Source organism: Methylobacterium currus (genome assembly GCF_003058325.1).
Taxonomy (GTDB): Bacteria; Pseudomonadota; Alphaproteobacteria; order Rhizobiales; family Beijerinckiaceae; genus Methylobacterium; species Methylobacterium currus.
Genome location: NZ_CP028843.1, coordinates 1580793 through 1594703, shown reverse-complemented (window position 1 = coordinate 1594703; position 13911 = coordinate 1580793). Strand labels below are relative to the sequence as shown.

The window sequence follows — 13911 nt, the reverse complement described above, 5'->3', positions numbered from 1 at the left end:
GCGGCGCTCAGGCGCCGCCGGGATGGTCGGGTGAGGTCAGGGCGCAGGCGCCGTCAGGGCGCGAGCGCCGCGCTGCCGAGCATGATTGCCGCCCAGATCGCGCCGGTGCCCAGCAGCGCGAGGCCGGTGAGCGCCAGGACGATGTCGCAGGGGCGCAAGTCCGACCGGTCGGGGAGCGGGCCGGAGCGCGGCCGGTGCCGGGAGAGCCCGCGGCGGATGCGGGAGGCGTGAGCGGTGGTCATGGTCAGCCCCCCGCCGCCGCGAAGGTCTGGCCGGCCGCACCCGCCAGGTGCTCGACGATCGGCCCGAGGGCCAGCGACGGGAAGAAGGTCAGGCCGCCGACGATCAGGATCACCCCGACGAGGAGGCCGACGAACAGGCCGCCATCGGTCGGGAAGGTGCCGGCGGAGGCCGGCACCGTCTTCTTCGCGGCGAGCGAGCCGGCGATGGCGAGCGCCGGGATGATGACGAAGAACCGGCCGACCAGCATCCCGGCGCCGAGCGTCAGGTTGTAGAACGGGGTGTTGCCCGAGAGGCCCGCGAAGGCCGAGCCGTTGTTGGCCGCCGCCGAGGTGAAGGCGTAGAGGATCTCGGTGAATCCGTGCGGACCCGCATTCGCCGGCCCCGCGAGGCCCGCCGGCAGCACGGTGGCGAGCGCCGTGAGGCCGAGCATCATCAGGGGCAGGCAGAGGATGGCGAGCATCGCCATCTTGACCTCGCGCGCCTCGATCTTCTTGCCGAGATATTCCGGGGTGCGGCCGACCATCAGCCCGGCGACGAAGATCGCCACCACGACGAAGACCAGCATGCCGTAGAGCCCGGCGCCGACGCCGCCGACGATGATCTCGCCGAGCTGCATGTTGACGAGCGGGATCAGGCCGCCGAGCGCCGTGAAGGCGTCGTGCATGGCGTTGACCGCGCCGCAGGAGGCAGCCGTGGTCACCACCGCGAACAGGGCCGAGCCGGGGATGCCGAAGCGCAGCTCCTTGCCCTCGAGGTTGCCGCCATGGAGCCCGAGGGCGTTGAGCAGCGGGTTGCCCGCGCCTTCCGCCCCGTAGGTGACCGCGACGCCGGCGAGGAACAGCACGCCCATGGCGGCAAGGATCGCCCAGCCCTGGCGCTCGTCCCCGACCATGCGGCCGAACACGTTGGTGAGCGCCGCCCCCAGCGCGAAGATCGACACCATCTGGATCAGGTTCGACCAGGCGGTCGGGTTCTCGAACGGGTGCGCGGCATTGGCGTTGAAGAAGCCGCCCCCGTTGGTGCCGAGCATCTTGATCGCGACCTGGCTCGCCACCGGCCCGAGCGCGATGGTCTGCTTCCCGCCCTCCAGGGTGGTGGCCTCGGCGTAGGGCGCGAGCGTCTGGGGCACGCCCTGCCAGACCAGGACCAGCGTGGTGAGGATGCAGAGCGGCAGCAGCACGTAGAGGGTGCAGCGGGTCAGGTCGACCCAGAACGAGCCCACCGTGCGGGACGAGGCGCGGGCAAAGCCCCGGATCAGCGCCACGGCGAGCGCGATGCCGGTCGCCGCCGAGAGGAAGTTCTGCTGCGTCAGCCCCAGCATCTGCGACAGGTCGGAGAGGGTGCTCTCGCCGCCGTAATTCTGCCAGTTGGTGTTGGTGACGAAGCTCGCGGCGGTGTTGAAGGCGAGGTCCGGCGCCACCGCGCCCTGATCGGCGGGGTTGAACGGCAGCAGGCCCTGCAGCCGTAGGATTCCGTAGAGCAGCGCGAAGCCGGCGGCGTTGAAGACCAGCATCGCGCCCGCATAGGCGAGCCAGTGCTGCTCGTGGGCCTCGTCGATGCCGGCGAGGCGATAGAGGCCGCGCTCGACCGGTCGCAGGACGGGAGAGAGCGGGGTGCGCGCGCCGGTGAAGACCCGGGTCATGTAGAGGCCGAGCGGCTTCACCAGGGCGAGGACGATCGCACAGAACAGCGCGATCTGGAGCCAGCCTGAGAGGGTCATGCGTGTCTCCCTCAGAACCGCTCGGGCCGCACGAGGGCGTAGGCGAGGTAGGCGAGCAGCCCGAGGGTCATGAGGCCGCCGAGCCCGTAATCGAGGGTCATCGCGGGCCTCCTCACAGGCGTTCGCACAAGGAGACGTAGCCGAGCGCCAGGGCGAAGAAGCCCAGGCCGGCCGCCAGCATCAGGAAATCGAACATGGGTGTCCCCGTCGGGCGGCGCGGGGATGACGCGCGCCGCCGCATGAACCGGACCGTGAGCCACGGTCCCGTTCCAGGAGATCCACCCGAACGCATAGGGATTCGAGAGGGGCGCGGGGCCCGGGATATCAAGGCGGCATAAAGACGGGCGGAATCAGGGGCGCCTCGCGGCCCGGACCGCCTCCTGCAGGCCGGCGCAGGCATGCGCCTCGCCGCAGACGGCCCGCAGCGCCCGCCCGTCGACCTGCAGGACGCAGGTGGTGCCGTTCAGGAAGCCGTGGACGCAGAAGCCGCACCACGGGCAGGTGGCACGCACCCGGCACAGGGCCGGCCGCCGCGCCTCGTCGCCCCGGGACCGGACGCGGCGAAGCCCTCCGCTCGCCGCAATCTGCGCGAGCCGGTCGTGACGTCCATCCATCGCGATCAACCCCCGGCGACGCGTCTCACCGGGGGTCTTTGCGACCGGGGGCCGAGGGAAAACGATGCGGCCGGGCGGGCCGGGATATCAGGATCTCATCAAGGCGGGACGGCGCGTTCAGGCCGCCGGGAGCGGCGTTCGGGCCGCCGGGCGCGGCCGTCAGGCCGCCAGGAGCTCGCCGCCCTTCTCGGCGATGACCGCGCGCACCTTGCCGGAAAAGATCCCGAGCAGCCGCGGCAGAAGGACCTCGACCCGGGCGGATTCATCCTCGACCGCGATGGTGCCGCTGACCGTCTGGCCCATGGCGCCGACCACGAAGGCGAGGGTGTCGCCGTCCCAGACCGGATCCTGCATCGTGAGGCCGGCCTTCTGCACGAGGTCGCGGCCCTGGCCGAGGCGGGCGTCGATGCGCCGGCGTGCCTCGGCCCGGCCGATCTCGTGGGGGATCACAACGACCAGGGGCTTCGCCATCACCGTCTCCGCGGCCCGCCGCACCCGATCCGGGCCGGCTTCGGGCACGATGCTCCGGCAGCGCCGAATCATCTTTGGTTGAAATCCACCATGCCGTGAGGGAATTCAATCCGGGACGGACGGGGAGGGCGCGGAGGCACCGCGAGGGGTCGAGGATCGGAGCCGCGACCGCCGCGGCCGCCCGGCCAATGCTGCCCACGCCGCCCAGCTTGGCGTAGGGGGGCCCTTGGCGTAGGGGGAAGACCCGGGCGGGCAATGGGACGGGGCGCGGTGCGCCCGACGAGTGGAGACGGGTCTTGAGCGCGATCGAGCAGGGAATTCTCGGCGCCATCGCCGTGTGCATCGCGGCCACGGCCGCCCTGTGGCTGCTGGCGATGCCGGACGAGCCGGTGCGGGCCCTGCAGGACGGCCTGGGCTCTGCTGCGCTCGCCACCATCATCGCGGGCGCGGCCGTCCGGCGTTCGTCCGAGTGATACCGCCGCGCCTTCGAACGGCCTCGTTCGGAGGCGCGGGCCAAGCCCGAACGGGCGCCGGCGCCGATGCGCCGGACGCCTTCGCATCGACACGTCGACGCGAAGGCGCGATGGTGTGAGACGGGGCAGGTGAGGAGAGACCGGTGACGCCAGTGCCGAAGCGCCTCGTCGCGCGCCTGGTGCGCTGGCTCGCCGCCGGCGTCGTCGCCTTCGCGGTGCTCTGGATCGCCTTCCACCTGCGCTGAGGCGGGCCGGGCAAGATTGCAGGGCGGGCGAGGCCCGGCAAGGGGTCTCAGGCCGGCAGCGCCACCGGCCGCCGGCGGACAGCCCGGCGCTGCCCCAGCACCGCGCAGGCGCCGCCGAGGACGAACCACATGTACCAGGTCGGGATCAGGTAGTAGAGCATGTTGTCGGAATAGGCCATCGACAGGTAGCCGGCCGTCATCGCCAGAAGCATCCAGGCCCAGCGCTCCCCGCGGAGGATCAGCTGCCCGATCAGGGCGAACAACCGCGCGTAGAGCCAGAGATAGGCGAGGAAGCCGATCACGCCGGTCTCGAACAGGAACTGCACGTAGACGCTGTGCGAATCGATGGTGTCGTTCTCGAGCCGCAGCGGCATGAACTGCGCCACGTAGTGCCCGAAGCTCGACAGGCCCCAGCCGAAGAGCGGGCGCTCCCAGAACCAGGTCATGGCGCCCTGCCACAGCAGCAATCGGAAGGCGTACGAGTTCAGCTTCTCGTAGGCGTCCATGGTGTTGCCCTGCTGCAGGTCGGCGAGGCGCTCGGCGAATTCCGGCACCGCCAGCAGCGCCGCCGGCAGGCCCAGGAAGTAGAGCAGGGTGCGCCGGTCGAAGAGGAGCCCGTGGGTGACGAGGATCAGGCCGGCCCCGGCCCAGGCGCTGCGGGTCTTGGTGAGGAGGAGCAGCCCGAGCAGGACCGGGACGTAGAGGACGAGGGCCCGGCGCAGCCACGGCGTGAGCGCGAAGCTCTTGCCCGCGAGCAGCGTCAGGACGACCGCCAGGACCGTCATCAGGTAGAAGGCGTAGATGTTGGGGTGTGGGAAGCTGCTGTAGACCCGGATGCCGTCGTCGCCGAACTCCGCCCAGCCCATGGCGAGCTGCAGGCCCGCATAGAGCGTCGGCACGATCGAGCCGGCGACGATGAGCAGCAGGAAGCGGCGCAGGTCGGCGAGGTCGCGCACGAAGTAGAAGGCCAGGAGGCAGAAGGCGGCGTGGGTCGCCAGCAGCATCACCAGCCGGATCGCGGTGCCGGGATCGGGGGCGAACCGCGACGAGACGAGGCAGACCAGGAGGAGCGGCAGCCACAGGGCAGCGGTCGGCGCCGTGCTGACCCTTGGCCGGGTCACCACGCAGGCGGCCGCCACCACCAGCACCGCGAGGTTCACCGACGCGCCGACCCCCATATCCTCGAGGCCGCCGGCCTTGGTCAGGTTGAAGACGGGATCGAGGGCCGAGCGCGTCAGCAGAATCACCTCGACGAAGCGCCGCGGCCCGGCGAACCAGGCGAAGAGGATCAAGAGGGCGCTGGCGGCGATCAGCATCGGTCGTCCCATTCCCGGATCGGGGCCGGGCGCGGGGTCAGGCCGGCGCCCTGCTTCGTGCACCTCACGAAACGCCCGGTCACGAACGTCGCTCACGACGGCGCGGCGGGAGTTTCGCGAGAGACACTTAGCCGGCCCGGAACCTGGGCGGAGCGCCGCAAAAGGGAGAGGCCTCCTCCGCAAGGCGTAAGGCGCGCCGGTTCCCGCGGCGGCAGGTGTCGCCCCGGGGCCGCGGTGCTGCTAAGCTGAGGCCATCCGAATCCGGACACCCGACGATGCGTCTCTCCCTCGCCTCCCTGCTCATCCTCGGCGCGCTCGCCGCCCCGGCCCACGCCCAGACGACGGCGCCTGCCCCGAACCCCTTCGGCCCCGGCGCGGCGAGGCCGAACCAGGCCCCGCCGCCGAACCCGCCCGCCATCCCGGCCAAGCCCGCGGCCCCGGCGGCCACCGGCCAGGCGCCCGCGCCGCACGCCCCGGCCGCCGGCGCGATCTACCCCAGCGCCGTCTCGCCGAAATACGCCAAGGAGCCGGCCGGCAGCGCCCGGCAGCATACCTGCCTCGACCAGTACAACGCCAACAAGGCGGCCGGCGGCGCCGGCAACGGCGGCCTGAACTGGATCGAGAAGGGCGGCGGCTACTATTCGGAGTGCAACAAGCGGCTGAAGGGCTGAAGCGACGCGCGGGACGATCGCCGACGCGATCGTCCCCTCACGCCCGCGCCGGCCCGAGGGCCGGCCGCGCCGTCAGGGCCAGAGCCGTGCCCAGGCCTGCCACGGCCAGCAGCCCCAGCACCAGCCAGGCCGGCCAGGCGGCGCCGGCGCCCTCGGCGAGGGCCGCCTGGTAGGCCTCGATCGCCCAGGCGTTCGGGGTGAGCCAGCCGAGGCTCTGGAGCCAGGGCGGCATCAGGAAGCGCGGCACCATGCTGCCGCCGACCGCCGAGAGCAGCAGCACCCCGAAGGTCGAGACGAGATGGGCCTGCTGGCGCGTCCGCGCCGCCGCGCAGGCGGCGAGACCCAAGCCCGACGCCATGGCGGCGACCAGCACCCCGGTGACGAGCCAGGCCACGGCGTGCGGCCCGACCGAGACGCCGTAGAGGAGCGCCGCCGCCCCGAAGATCAGGCCGCCCTGCACGGTTCCCTGGAGCACCAGGAACAGGAATTTTCCGAGGACCACCACCGGCAGGCCGCCGGGGGCGGCGGCGAGGCGGTCGGCGATGCCGGACTGGCGCTCCTCGACCAGGGACAGGGCGCCCTGCATGGCGGCGAAGAGCAGGAACACCGCCGCGATCGCCCCGGCATAGTAGGCGACCCGGGCATTCCCGCCCTGGCCGTCCGCCGTCGAGGTCCGCGCCACCAGGGCCGCGAAGGAGAAGGCCTCGCGCTTCTCGCGGCTCTCCGCGAAGGCACGATCCAGGAAGGCGCGCTCGTCCGGCCCGATCTTGCCGGTGCGCTCGACATCGGCGACGACCCGCGACAGGACCACGTCGGGCAGGGCCTCGTTGAGCACCCGCTGCACCTGGCCGAGCGCGATCGGGGTGGCCAGCGCCCGGGCCGGGCTCTCGACGACGAGGATCGGCGCGTCGCTGGTGCCGCTCCCCGCCGCGAGGTCGCCGCGCAGCACCAGAGCCACGTCGACCTCGCCCCGCCGCACCGCCGCCGCGGGGTCGCCGTCGAGGAGCACCGTGCGCAGGGCCGGATCGGCCCGGAGCGCCGTCACGAGGCGCCCGGTCGTGGCGGTGCGGGCCTGGTCGAGAAGCCCGACCTGGATGCGGATCCGCTCGCCGACGGCGCCGGAGAAGATCGCCGCGAAGACGCAGAAGATCACGGTCGGCAGCACGAAGGCCATCACCAGGGCGGCCCGGTCGCGCCACAGGGTGAGCAGCATCACCCGGAACGAGGCGACGATCATGCGGTGATCTCCGCGGGGGGGCGGACGGGGTGTCTCACGCTCTCCTCCGTCACGTGGCGGTAGAGTCCGTCGAGGCCCGGCTCGCGCACCCGGATCTCCCGCACCGGCACGCCGTGGCGGCGCAAATGCGCCAGCAGCGCCGCGCCGTCGCGCCCGCCCGCCACCGCGTCGCCGGCCCGCCAGGTGAGCGGCGAGGCCGGGTGGAAGCCCGCCTGGCGGAGCGCGGCGGCGGCGGCCGGACCGGCGGCCTCGGCGAGCGCCACCTCGTGCTCCGGGGGACCGGCCCGCAGGCCGGCGAGCAGGTCGGCGAGGCGCCCGTCGAGGCGTAATGCGCCGTCCTGGAGCACCAGGACCCGGTCGGCCAGGCGCTCGGCCTCGGCGAAGTCGTGGGTGGCGATCAGCACCGCGGCGCCTGCCTCGGGCAGGCGCTCGAGCACGGCGTGGATCGCCGCCCGGGCGGCCTGGTCGACGCCCTGCGTCGGCTCGTCGAGGAGGACCAGGGCGGGCTCGGTCAGCAGCGCCACCGCGATGTTGGCCCGGCGCTGGTAGCCGCCGGAGAGCACCCCGACGAGGCGGCCCGCCACCTCGTCGAGCGCGGCCCGGGCGAGCGCCCGGACCACCGCCGGCTCCCGCGCCGCCCGCTTCAGGCCGGCGAGGCGGGCGAACACCTCGAGATTCTCCCGCACGGTCAGGCGCGGGTAGAGGGCGATCTCCTGCGGCACCCAGGCGATGGCGCGCCGGATCCCGGCCTCGCGCCCCGGATCGCCGCCCGCCACCCGCACGCTGCCGCGGCTCGGGACGAGGCGGCCGGCGAGCAGCCGCATCAGCGAGGTCTTGCCCGCACCGTTGGGACCGAGCAAAGCCACGGTCTCGCCCCGCGCCAGGGCGAGGTCGATCCCGTCGAGGACGCGGCGGTTCCGGTACGAGAAGGCGAGGTCGCGGAGGATCGCCGCGGGATCGGACGTCATGCCGTCACCCGAGCAGCGTTTTGCGGCTTTCCGAGGGAGCGCCACCGGCGGGATGCACTACCGCGCCGGCAGGGCGCGGGTGAGCCGCACCCGCAAGCTCGTGCCCGTCTCAGGCAAGCGGAAGGCGGCGCCGGCGAAATCCGGGCGGCCGCGGCGGCCGGCGCCGTTCGAGAAGCCGTAAGGTTCGGTCGGCAGCCCGAGATTCGTGCGGCCGAGGCGGCCGTCGCCGTCGAGGTCCTGGAACGCCGCCACCGCGTAGGTGCCCGGCGGCACCTCGGTGAAGCCGAAGCGCAGGCTGGGGCCCGCGGCCGGCCCGCTCTGGCCGATGCGGCAGGCCTCCTCGGCCAGGGACCCGGTGCAGAGCGCGACGAAGACCCGGCCGGCCCCCGGCTCGACCCCGTCGACCTCGACCGAGAGGTCCGCCGCCGCGGCCGGGGTCGCCAGCACGGCGGGGGCGGCGGCCAAGAGGGCGGCCAAGAGGGCGGCCAAGAGGGCGGCCAAGAGGGCGGCCAAGGGGGCGGCGGCCAAGGGGGCGCCCCTCACGAGGCCTCCCCGAGGCTCGGCGCCGTGGCGAGGGGCCTCTCGCGGGCGCGGACCGGCTGGAGCGCCAGATCCTCGGCCATCAGCCGCGCGGTGATGCGCGCGCCCTCGTAGATCACCGGCAGGCCGGAGCCCGGATGGGTGCCGCCGCCGACGAGGTAGAGCCCTGGCCCGAAGCGGTTATGGGGCCGGAAGTACAGCATCTGCCCGAGATCGTGCGACAGGTTGAAGGTCGCGCCCTCGTGCACCGCGAAGTCGTCGCGCCACTGGGTCGGATCGACCACGCGCTCGTAGCGGATGCGGGATTCGATGTCGGTGAGCCCGAGCTTCTCCAGCCGCTTGAGCACGAGCGCGCGGTAGGACGGGCCGACGCTCGCCCAGTCGATCCCGGCGCGCAGGTTCGGCACCGGCACCAGCACGTAGAGGCTGGTATGGCCGGGGGGCGCCATGCCGCCGTCGGTGTAGCCGGCATGCTGGACGTAGATCGAGGGCTGCATCGGCAGCACCCCGTCGGAGACCTCGCGGATGTTGCGGGCGTAATCCTCCGACAGGAGGATCGTGTGGTGGCCGAGGCTCTCGGGCATCCGGCCTTCGAGGCCGAGATAGAGCATGTAGGTCGAGCAGGAGAGGCGGGCCTTCTCCACCTTGGCGTCGCGCCAGCGCGGCCGGCGCGCCTCGGGCACGAGCGCGGGCACGACCTTGGCGAAGTCGCCGTTGATGACCACCGCGTCGGCGGCGATGCGCTCGCCCCCGGCCTCGACCCCGACGGCGCGCTTGCCCTCGAACAGCACCCTGTCGACGGAGGTGCCGAGCTTGATCTCGACGCCGAGGCGCCGGGCGAGCCCGGCCATCGCCTCGGACACCGCGCCGCAGCCGCCCACCGGGTGATAGACCCCGTGCTCGTATTCGAGGAAGCTCAGGATGGTGAACAGGCTCGGGCACCGGAACGGCGACATCCCGAGGTATTTGGTCTGGAACGAGAAGGCGAGGCGGACCCGCGGGTCCTTGAAGTAGCGCTTGAGGTCGCGGTCGACGGTGGCGTGCGGGCGCAGGAGCGGCAGCGCCGCCAGCATCGCCGGGGAGACGAAGCTGCGGATCGAATCGCAGGCCTGCTGCAGCACCGGGATGAAGGCCGCGAGCTTGTGGCGGTTGTCGTCGAGGAAGCGGCGCACGTTCTTCGCGTCGTCCGGCGCGATGCGGGCGATCTCGGCCTCGAGGCGCGCGACGTCCGGCGTCGCCCGGATCTCGCCGCCGCCCTCGAAGACGAGGTGGTACTGGGGATCGAGCCGCTCGAGGGTGAGGTGGTCCTCCAGCCGCTCGCCGCAGGATTCGAAGATGTCGGCCAGGATGCGCGGATAGAGGAAGAAGGTCGGCCCGATGTCGAACCTGTAGCCGCCCGGCGCCGTGACCGTGCGGGTGCGCCCGCCGACGGATTCCTCCTTCTCGATCACCGTCACCTGCACGCCGTCGCGGGCGAGCATCAGCGCCACCGCGAGGCCGCCAGGCCCCGCCCCGACCACTACCGCCCGCCGCCCCGACAGGGTGCGGTACCCATCCCGCGGCTGCAACAACGCTCCACCTCCTGCCTGACCCGACGACGGTCGCCCGTGCGTACGGCCTAGTTGTGGCGCGCGGACTTGAGCCGGCAATGGCTGCGCATTGTCGCGGTGGGGACGGGGGTGGATATTTTCCGGCGGTGTGGCGGCCTCCCGTTGCCGGATGCGCAAAATCCGACCGATGCGCGGAGGCCCGGTCAGCTCTTCGCCAGCCGTCCCCCGCCGAGCCGGTGCAGGGCCACCGCCCCCGCCACCGCGACGTTGAGCGAATCGACCCCCGGCGCCATCGGGATCGCCACCCGGCGGGCGCGGGCCATCAGCGCCTCGGGCAGGCCGGGACCCTCGGTGCCCAGCAGCAGCAGCGCGCGGGGCAGGGGCGGCAGGGTCGTGATGTCCTCGCCCCGCGGCGAGAGGGCGACCGGCACGAGCGCCCGGCGCTCGCACAGGGCGAGAAGGCCGTCGCCGGCGGGCAGCCGGGCGAAGGGCATCGTCAGGCTCGTGCCGGCCGAGACCCGGATCGCCTTGCGGTAGAGCGGATCGCAGGTCCCGGCATCGAGGAGCACCGCGTCGGCCCCGAAGGCGGCGGCGTTGCGAAACAGCCCGCCGACATTGTCGTGGTTGGCCAGCCCCACGAGGCCGACGAGCAGGGCAGGGCCCGCCGGCACCAGGGAATCGGGCGAGGGCTCCGGCCCGCGCAAGCCCACCGCCAGCACGCCGCGATGGATCGGAAAACCCGCCACCGCCCCCATCACCGCCCTGGCGGCGAGGTAGACCGGCGCGTCGAGGTTCGCGAGGGCCGGCGCCAGCCCGGGCAGGCGCTCGGGCGAGAGCAGCACCGACTCGATCCGGAACCGGGCGCGGCCCGAGAGCAGCACCCGCAGCACCACCTCGCCCTCGGCGATGAATCGCCCTTCGCGTCCCACGAGGTCGCGCTCGCGCATCTGCGTGTAGGCGGAGAGCCGCGGGTCGTCGGGATCGTCGATCGGGATCGGGGTCATCACGGGGCCGGGCTAAACCCGGCCCGGGATTCCTTCAACCCGAACGTCCTTCAAGCCGGATTTCGTCAGCCCGGATTTCTTCAGCCCGGATTTCTTCAGCCCTTGCGGGCGGCGAGGGGGTCGGCCTCGGCCCGGGTCGGCACCTTCACCAGGGCCTCGCCGTCGAGCACCGTCTCGCCGTTGACGGCGCAGATGCAGGTCAGGCGGGCGCGGCGGCGATCCGGCACCAGTTCGGCCACCTCGACGGTGACGTCGACGGTGTCGCCGATGCGGACGGGCGCACGGAAGTTGAGGCTCTGGCTGATGTAGATCGCGCCGGGGCCGGGCAGGCGAGTGCCGAGCACCGCCGAGATCAGCCCGGCGGTGTAGAGGCCGTGGGCGATGCGGGTGCCGAACGGCGTGCGGGCGGCGAAGTGTTCCGAGAGGTGGATCGGGTTGCGGTCGCCGGTGATCTCCGCGAAGCCGACCACGTCGGAGGCCGCGATGGTCTTGGACAGCGTCTCGGACAGGCCGACGCTCAGGTCCTCGAAGTACAGCACGCGCAGTTCGGGCATCATCGGCGTCGCTCCCGGTCGATCTGGTGCCGCGGCCGCAGGGGACGGCCGGCGGCTCGCGGCTCCGCCGATCCCCGGCCGGGATCCCGGGGTCGCACGGGACGGGGGCGGAAATCCAGTGGCGAAAGGTCGGATAGGGGCGCCGGACCGGGGCCGGGCCGCGGCGCGGGCGCCGGTCGCGCCACGTCCGCATGACCCTGCGGCCGGCGACGCCGTCGCATGACGACGGCTCCGCATCTCTCTCCCGTTCCCCAGGGTCATGCATCGGGTGCCGGGTTCCTTTTCGCGGACAATCATTGCCTTCATTCGACATCATCTTGCTCGAAGGCACATCGCATGTTTTGGATTTATTAATAAAATTTTAGCGACAATGGAGCGATAAGTGGGCCCTCCTTTTCTATCTGATCACTGGCGATCCGTTCCATGCGCATGTCCCTGAAGAGCAGCCTGACCGGCCTGTTCGGGATCCTCCTGCTGCTGACCCTGGCGCAGGGCGGCATCTCCCTGTGGAAGCTCGGCTCGATCGAGGCCCGCATCGCCACGCTCGCCGACGACGCGATGCCGTCGATCAACGAGGCCCACGCGATCAACGCCCTGGTGATGCGCGCCCGGCTCTGGCAGTTCCGCTCCATCACGGCCACCAGCGAGGCCGAGACGGCGCTCTCGGCCAAGAACTTTTCGGAGTTGGACGCCGCCCTCGGCGAGCGGATGGACCGCTACCGGACCCTGATCAGCTCGCCCGCCGAGCAGGAGACCTTCGGCGAGCTGACCGCGAAGGTCGCCGCGTTCCGGGCCGACTGGGCCCGCCTCAAGGGCCTGCCGAACCGATCCGAGGTCGATGCCTTCTTCCGCGGCCCGATGAATGCGACCTACCGGGCGACGATCGACACGGCCGGCAAGCTCGTCGGCCTCAACGCCGCCGCCGGCACGGCCGCAGGCGAAGCCGCCCGGGCCGAGCAGGCGGCGGCCGCCCGCATCACCGTGGCGATGTTCGCCGTATCGGTCCTGACCACCCTCGCGGCGGTGCTGTTCTGCCTCTTGCGCATCGTCCGGCCGCTCGGCCGCATGACCGGCGCGATGCGCCGCCTCGCCGAGGGCGATGCCGCGACCGCGATTCCCGGCGCCGCCCGCCGGGACGAGCTCGGCGCCATGGCGGGGGCGCTCGCGGTGTTCCGCGACAACCTGATCCGCACCCGCCGGCTCGAGGAGGAGACCGCGCTCGCCCGCGCCGGGGCCGAGGCGCAGCGCCGGCAGGCGATGCGCGAGATGGCCGACGCCTTCGAGCGGGCGGTCGGCGGCATCGTCGGCGCCGTCACGGCCGCCGCCACCGAGCTGCAGGCCACCGCCCAGACCATGACCGCCACCGCGCAGGAGACCGCCGGCCAGTCGAGCGGCGTCGCCGCCGCCGCCGCCCAGGCCGCCGCCAATGTCGGCACCGTCGCGGCGGCGGCCGAGGAGCTCGGCGCCTCGGTCCAGGAGATCGGCCGCCAGGTCGACGGCTCGGCCCGGCTCGCCGGCGCCGCCGTCCGCGAGGCCGGCGAGAGCGCCGCCCAGGTGCACACCCTGACCGAGGCCACCGCCCGCATCGGCGACGTGGTCGGGCTGATCTCGTCCATCGCCGCGCAGACCAACCTCCTGGCGCTCAACGCCACGATCGAGGCGGCCCGCGCCGGGGCGGCGGGCCGCGGCTTCGCGGTTGTCGCTGCCGAGGTGAAGGAGCTCGCCGGCCAGACCGCGAAGGCGACGGAGGAGATCACCAGCCAGATCGCGGCGATCCAGGCCTCGACGGGCCAGGCGGTCGGCGCGATCAGCGGGATCACGGCGCGGATCGAGGAGATCTCGGGCGTCGCGACCTCGATCGCGGCGGCGGTGGAGGAGCAGGGCGCGGCGACCCAGGAGATCGTCCGCAACGTCTCCCAGGCTGCCGCCGGCACCGGCGAGGTGACGACGACCATCGCCGGCGTGGCGCGTGCCGCCGACGAGACCGGTGCGGCGGCGAGCCAGGTGCTGGGAGCCGCGAGCGAGCTGTCGCGCCAATCCGAGCACCTCTCGGCCGAGGTGGCGCGCTTCCTCGACACGGTGCGGGCGGCGTAGGCGCCGGGCGAGGGGCCTCGGAAACGCCGCCCCGGACGGTCTCCGGCGCGGCCTCCGTCACCGGCCGACCCACGCGCCAGTTCGGCGCCTGCGGGTCGGCCTCGGTCAGGAAGGCCGCGATCTCGCGGAAGAACTGCATCCGGTTCGTCTCCGTCATCCCCGTGTGGGTGCCCTCGCCGAGCTCGACGACGCGCTTGCAGGGCACGCGGGT

General features: G+C 73.0%; 15 protein-coding genes. 3 read left to right on the top strand and 12 right to left on the bottom strand.

What is annotated here, in order from left to right; translation table 11 throughout:
* Nucleotides 1-53: 53 nt before the first annotated feature.
* The 5 genes from DA075_RS07345 to DA075_RS07325 form a co-directional block, all read right to left on the bottom strand.
* Nucleotides 54-242, bottom strand: a complete 189-nt coding sequence (locus DA075_RS07345; protein WP_164712238.1) for a hypothetical protein — start codon at nucleotides 240-242, stop codon at nucleotides 54-56.
* 2 nt (nucleotides 243-244) lie between these two features.
* On the bottom strand, nucleotides 245-1963 hold the full coding sequence (gene kdpA / locus DA075_RS07340; protein ID WP_099952651.1) for a potassium-transporting ATPase subunit KdpA: 1719 nt from the start codon (nucleotides 1961-1963) through the stop codon (nucleotides 245-247).
* A gap of 11 nt (nucleotides 1964-1974) precedes the next feature.
* Nucleotides 1975-2064 (bottom strand): K(+)-transporting ATPase subunit F, encoded by a 90-nt coding sequence (locus DA075_RS07335; protein WP_099905332.1) that lies wholly within the window; start codon nucleotides 2062-2064, stop codon nucleotides 1975-1977.
* A 249-nt stretch (nucleotides 2065-2313) separates the two neighbouring features.
* Nucleotides 2314-2577 (bottom strand): hypothetical protein, encoded by a 264-nt coding sequence (locus tag DA075_RS07330; protein WP_123834186.1) that lies wholly within the window; start codon nucleotides 2575-2577, stop codon nucleotides 2314-2316.
* Between the two features lie 159 nt (nucleotides 2578-2736).
* The gene (locus DA075_RS07325; RefSeq protein WP_099956470.1) at nucleotides 2737-3048 is read right to left on the bottom strand and encodes a polyhydroxyalkanoic acid system family protein; all 312 of its coding nucleotides are present in this window, start codon (nucleotides 3046-3048) and stop codon (nucleotides 2737-2739) included.
* Nucleotides 3049-3344: 296 nt separating this feature from the next.
* On the opposite strand from DA075_RS07325, the gene DA075_RS36455 reads away from it, so the two are divergent.
* On the top strand, nucleotides 3345-3521 hold the full coding sequence (locus DA075_RS36455; RefSeq protein WP_164712164.1) for a hypothetical protein: 177 nt from the start codon (nucleotides 3345-3347) through the stop codon (nucleotides 3519-3521).
* A gap of 292 nt (nucleotides 3522-3813) precedes the next feature.
* Here DA075_RS36455 and DA075_RS07320 read toward each other — a convergent pair whose 3' ends face one another.
* The gene (locus tag DA075_RS07320) at nucleotides 3814-5082 is read right to left on the bottom strand and encodes an O-antigen ligase family protein (RefSeq protein WP_164712237.1); all 1269 of its coding nucleotides are present in this window, start codon (nucleotides 5080-5082) and stop codon (nucleotides 3814-3816) included.
* 275 nt (nucleotides 5083-5357) lie between these two features.
* Between DA075_RS07320 and DA075_RS07315 the strand changes: the two genes are divergently transcribed.
* Nucleotides 5358-5753: a hypothetical protein gene (locus DA075_RS07315; RefSeq protein ID WP_099952648.1), complete on the top strand. Its 396-nt coding sequence runs from the start codon at nucleotides 5358-5360 to the stop codon at nucleotides 5751-5753.
* Nucleotides 5754-5790: 37 nt separating this feature from the next.
* On the opposite strand, the gene DA075_RS07310 is transcribed toward DA075_RS07315, so the two are convergent.
* The 6 genes from DA075_RS07310 to croR form a co-directional block, all read right to left on the bottom strand.
* Nucleotides 5791-6990 carry an ABC transporter permease gene (locus DA075_RS07310; protein ID WP_099952647.1) on the bottom strand — a complete coding sequence of 400 codons (1200 nt, stop codon included), beginning with the start codon at nucleotides 6988-6990 and terminating at the stop codon, nucleotides 5791-5793.
* A complete protein-coding gene (locus tag DA075_RS07305; RefSeq protein WP_099952646.1) occupies nucleotides 6987-7958 on the bottom strand; it encodes an ABC transporter ATP-binding protein in 972 nt (323 codons plus the stop codon). Before DA075_RS07305 ends, DA075_RS07310 begins: the two co-directional genes overlap by 4 nt.
* Before the next feature lie 57 nt (nucleotides 7959-8015).
* The gene (locus DA075_RS07300; RefSeq protein WP_420813123.1) at nucleotides 8016-8501 is read right to left on the bottom strand and encodes a DUF2141 domain-containing protein; all 486 of its coding nucleotides are present in this window, start codon (nucleotides 8499-8501) and stop codon (nucleotides 8016-8018) included.
* Nucleotides 8498-10069: a phytoene desaturase family protein gene (gene crtI, locus DA075_RS07295; protein ID WP_099952645.1), complete on the bottom strand. Its 1572-nt coding sequence runs from the start codon at nucleotides 10067-10069 to the stop codon at nucleotides 8498-8500. The genes DA075_RS07300 and crtI overlap by 4 nt, the downstream gene beginning before the upstream one ends.
* 182 nt (nucleotides 10070-10251) lie before the next feature.
* Nucleotides 10252-11052 (bottom strand): TrmH family RNA methyltransferase, encoded by an 801-nt coding sequence (locus DA075_RS07290; RefSeq protein WP_420813122.1) that lies wholly within the window; start codon nucleotides 11050-11052, stop codon nucleotides 10252-10254.
* 95 nt (nucleotides 11053-11147) lie between these two features.
* Nucleotides 11148-11609, bottom strand: coding sequence for a 3-hydroxybutyryl-CoA dehydratase (croR, locus tag DA075_RS07285; protein ID WP_099952643.1), 462 nt, complete (start codon nucleotides 11607-11609; stop codon nucleotides 11148-11150).
* Nucleotides 11610-12029: 420 nt separating this feature from the next.
* Here croR and DA075_RS07280 point away from each other — a divergent pair, with 420 nt between their 5' ends.
* Nucleotides 12030-13700: a methyl-accepting chemotaxis protein gene (locus DA075_RS07280; RefSeq protein ID WP_099952642.1), complete on the top strand. Its 1671-nt coding sequence runs from the start codon at nucleotides 12030-12032 to the stop codon at nucleotides 13698-13700.
* The last annotated feature ends 211 nt before the right edge of the window (nucleotides 13701-13911 follow it).

Bases quoted from the DNA above. Each gene is read 5' to 3' on its own strand.
- DA075_RS07315 (WP_099952648.1), top strand. From the start codon at position 5,358: ATGCGTCTCTCCCTCGCCTCCCTGCTCATCCTCGGCGCGCTCGCCGCC.
- DA075_RS07290 (WP_420813122.1), bottom strand. From the start codon at position 11,052: ATGACCCCGATCCCGATCGACGATCCCGACGACCCGCGGCTCTCCGCC.
- DA075_RS07325 (WP_099956470.1), bottom strand. From the start codon at position 3,048: ATGGCGAAGCCCCTGGTCGTTGTGATCCCCCACGAGATCGGCCGGGCC.
- DA075_RS07335 (WP_099905332.1), bottom strand. From the start codon at position 2,064: ATGACCCTCGATTACGGGCTCGGCGGCCTCATGACCCTCGGGCTGCTC.
- DA075_RS07280 (WP_099952642.1), top strand. From the start codon at position 12,030: ATGCGCATGTCCCTGAAGAGCAGCCTGACCGGCCTGTTCGGGATCCTC.
- DA075_RS07305 (WP_099952646.1), bottom strand. From the start codon at position 7,958: ATGACGTCCGATCCCGCGGCGATCCTCCGCGACCTCGCCTTCTCGTAC.
- DA075_RS07310 (WP_099952647.1), bottom strand. From the start codon at position 6,990: ATGATCGTCGCCTCGTTCCGGGTGATGCTGCTCACCCTGTGGCGCGAC.
- croR (WP_099952643.1), bottom strand. From the start codon at position 11,609: ATGATGCCCGAACTGCGCGTGCTGTACTTCGAGGACCTGAGCGTCGGC.
- DA075_RS07330 (WP_123834186.1), bottom strand. From the start codon at position 2,577: ATGGATGGACGTCACGACCGGCTCGCGCAGATTGCGGCGAGCGGAGGG.
- DA075_RS07320 (WP_164712237.1), bottom strand. From the start codon at position 5,082: ATGCTGATCGCCGCCAGCGCCCTCTTGATCCTCTTCGCCTGGTTCGCC.
- DA075_RS07345 (WP_164712238.1), bottom strand. From the start codon at position 242: ATGACCACCGCTCACGCCTCCCGCATCCGCCGCGGGCTCTCCCGGCAC.
- kdpA (WP_099952651.1), bottom strand. From the start codon at position 1,963: ATGACCCTCTCAGGCTGGCTCCAGATCGCGCTGTTCTGTGCGATCGTC.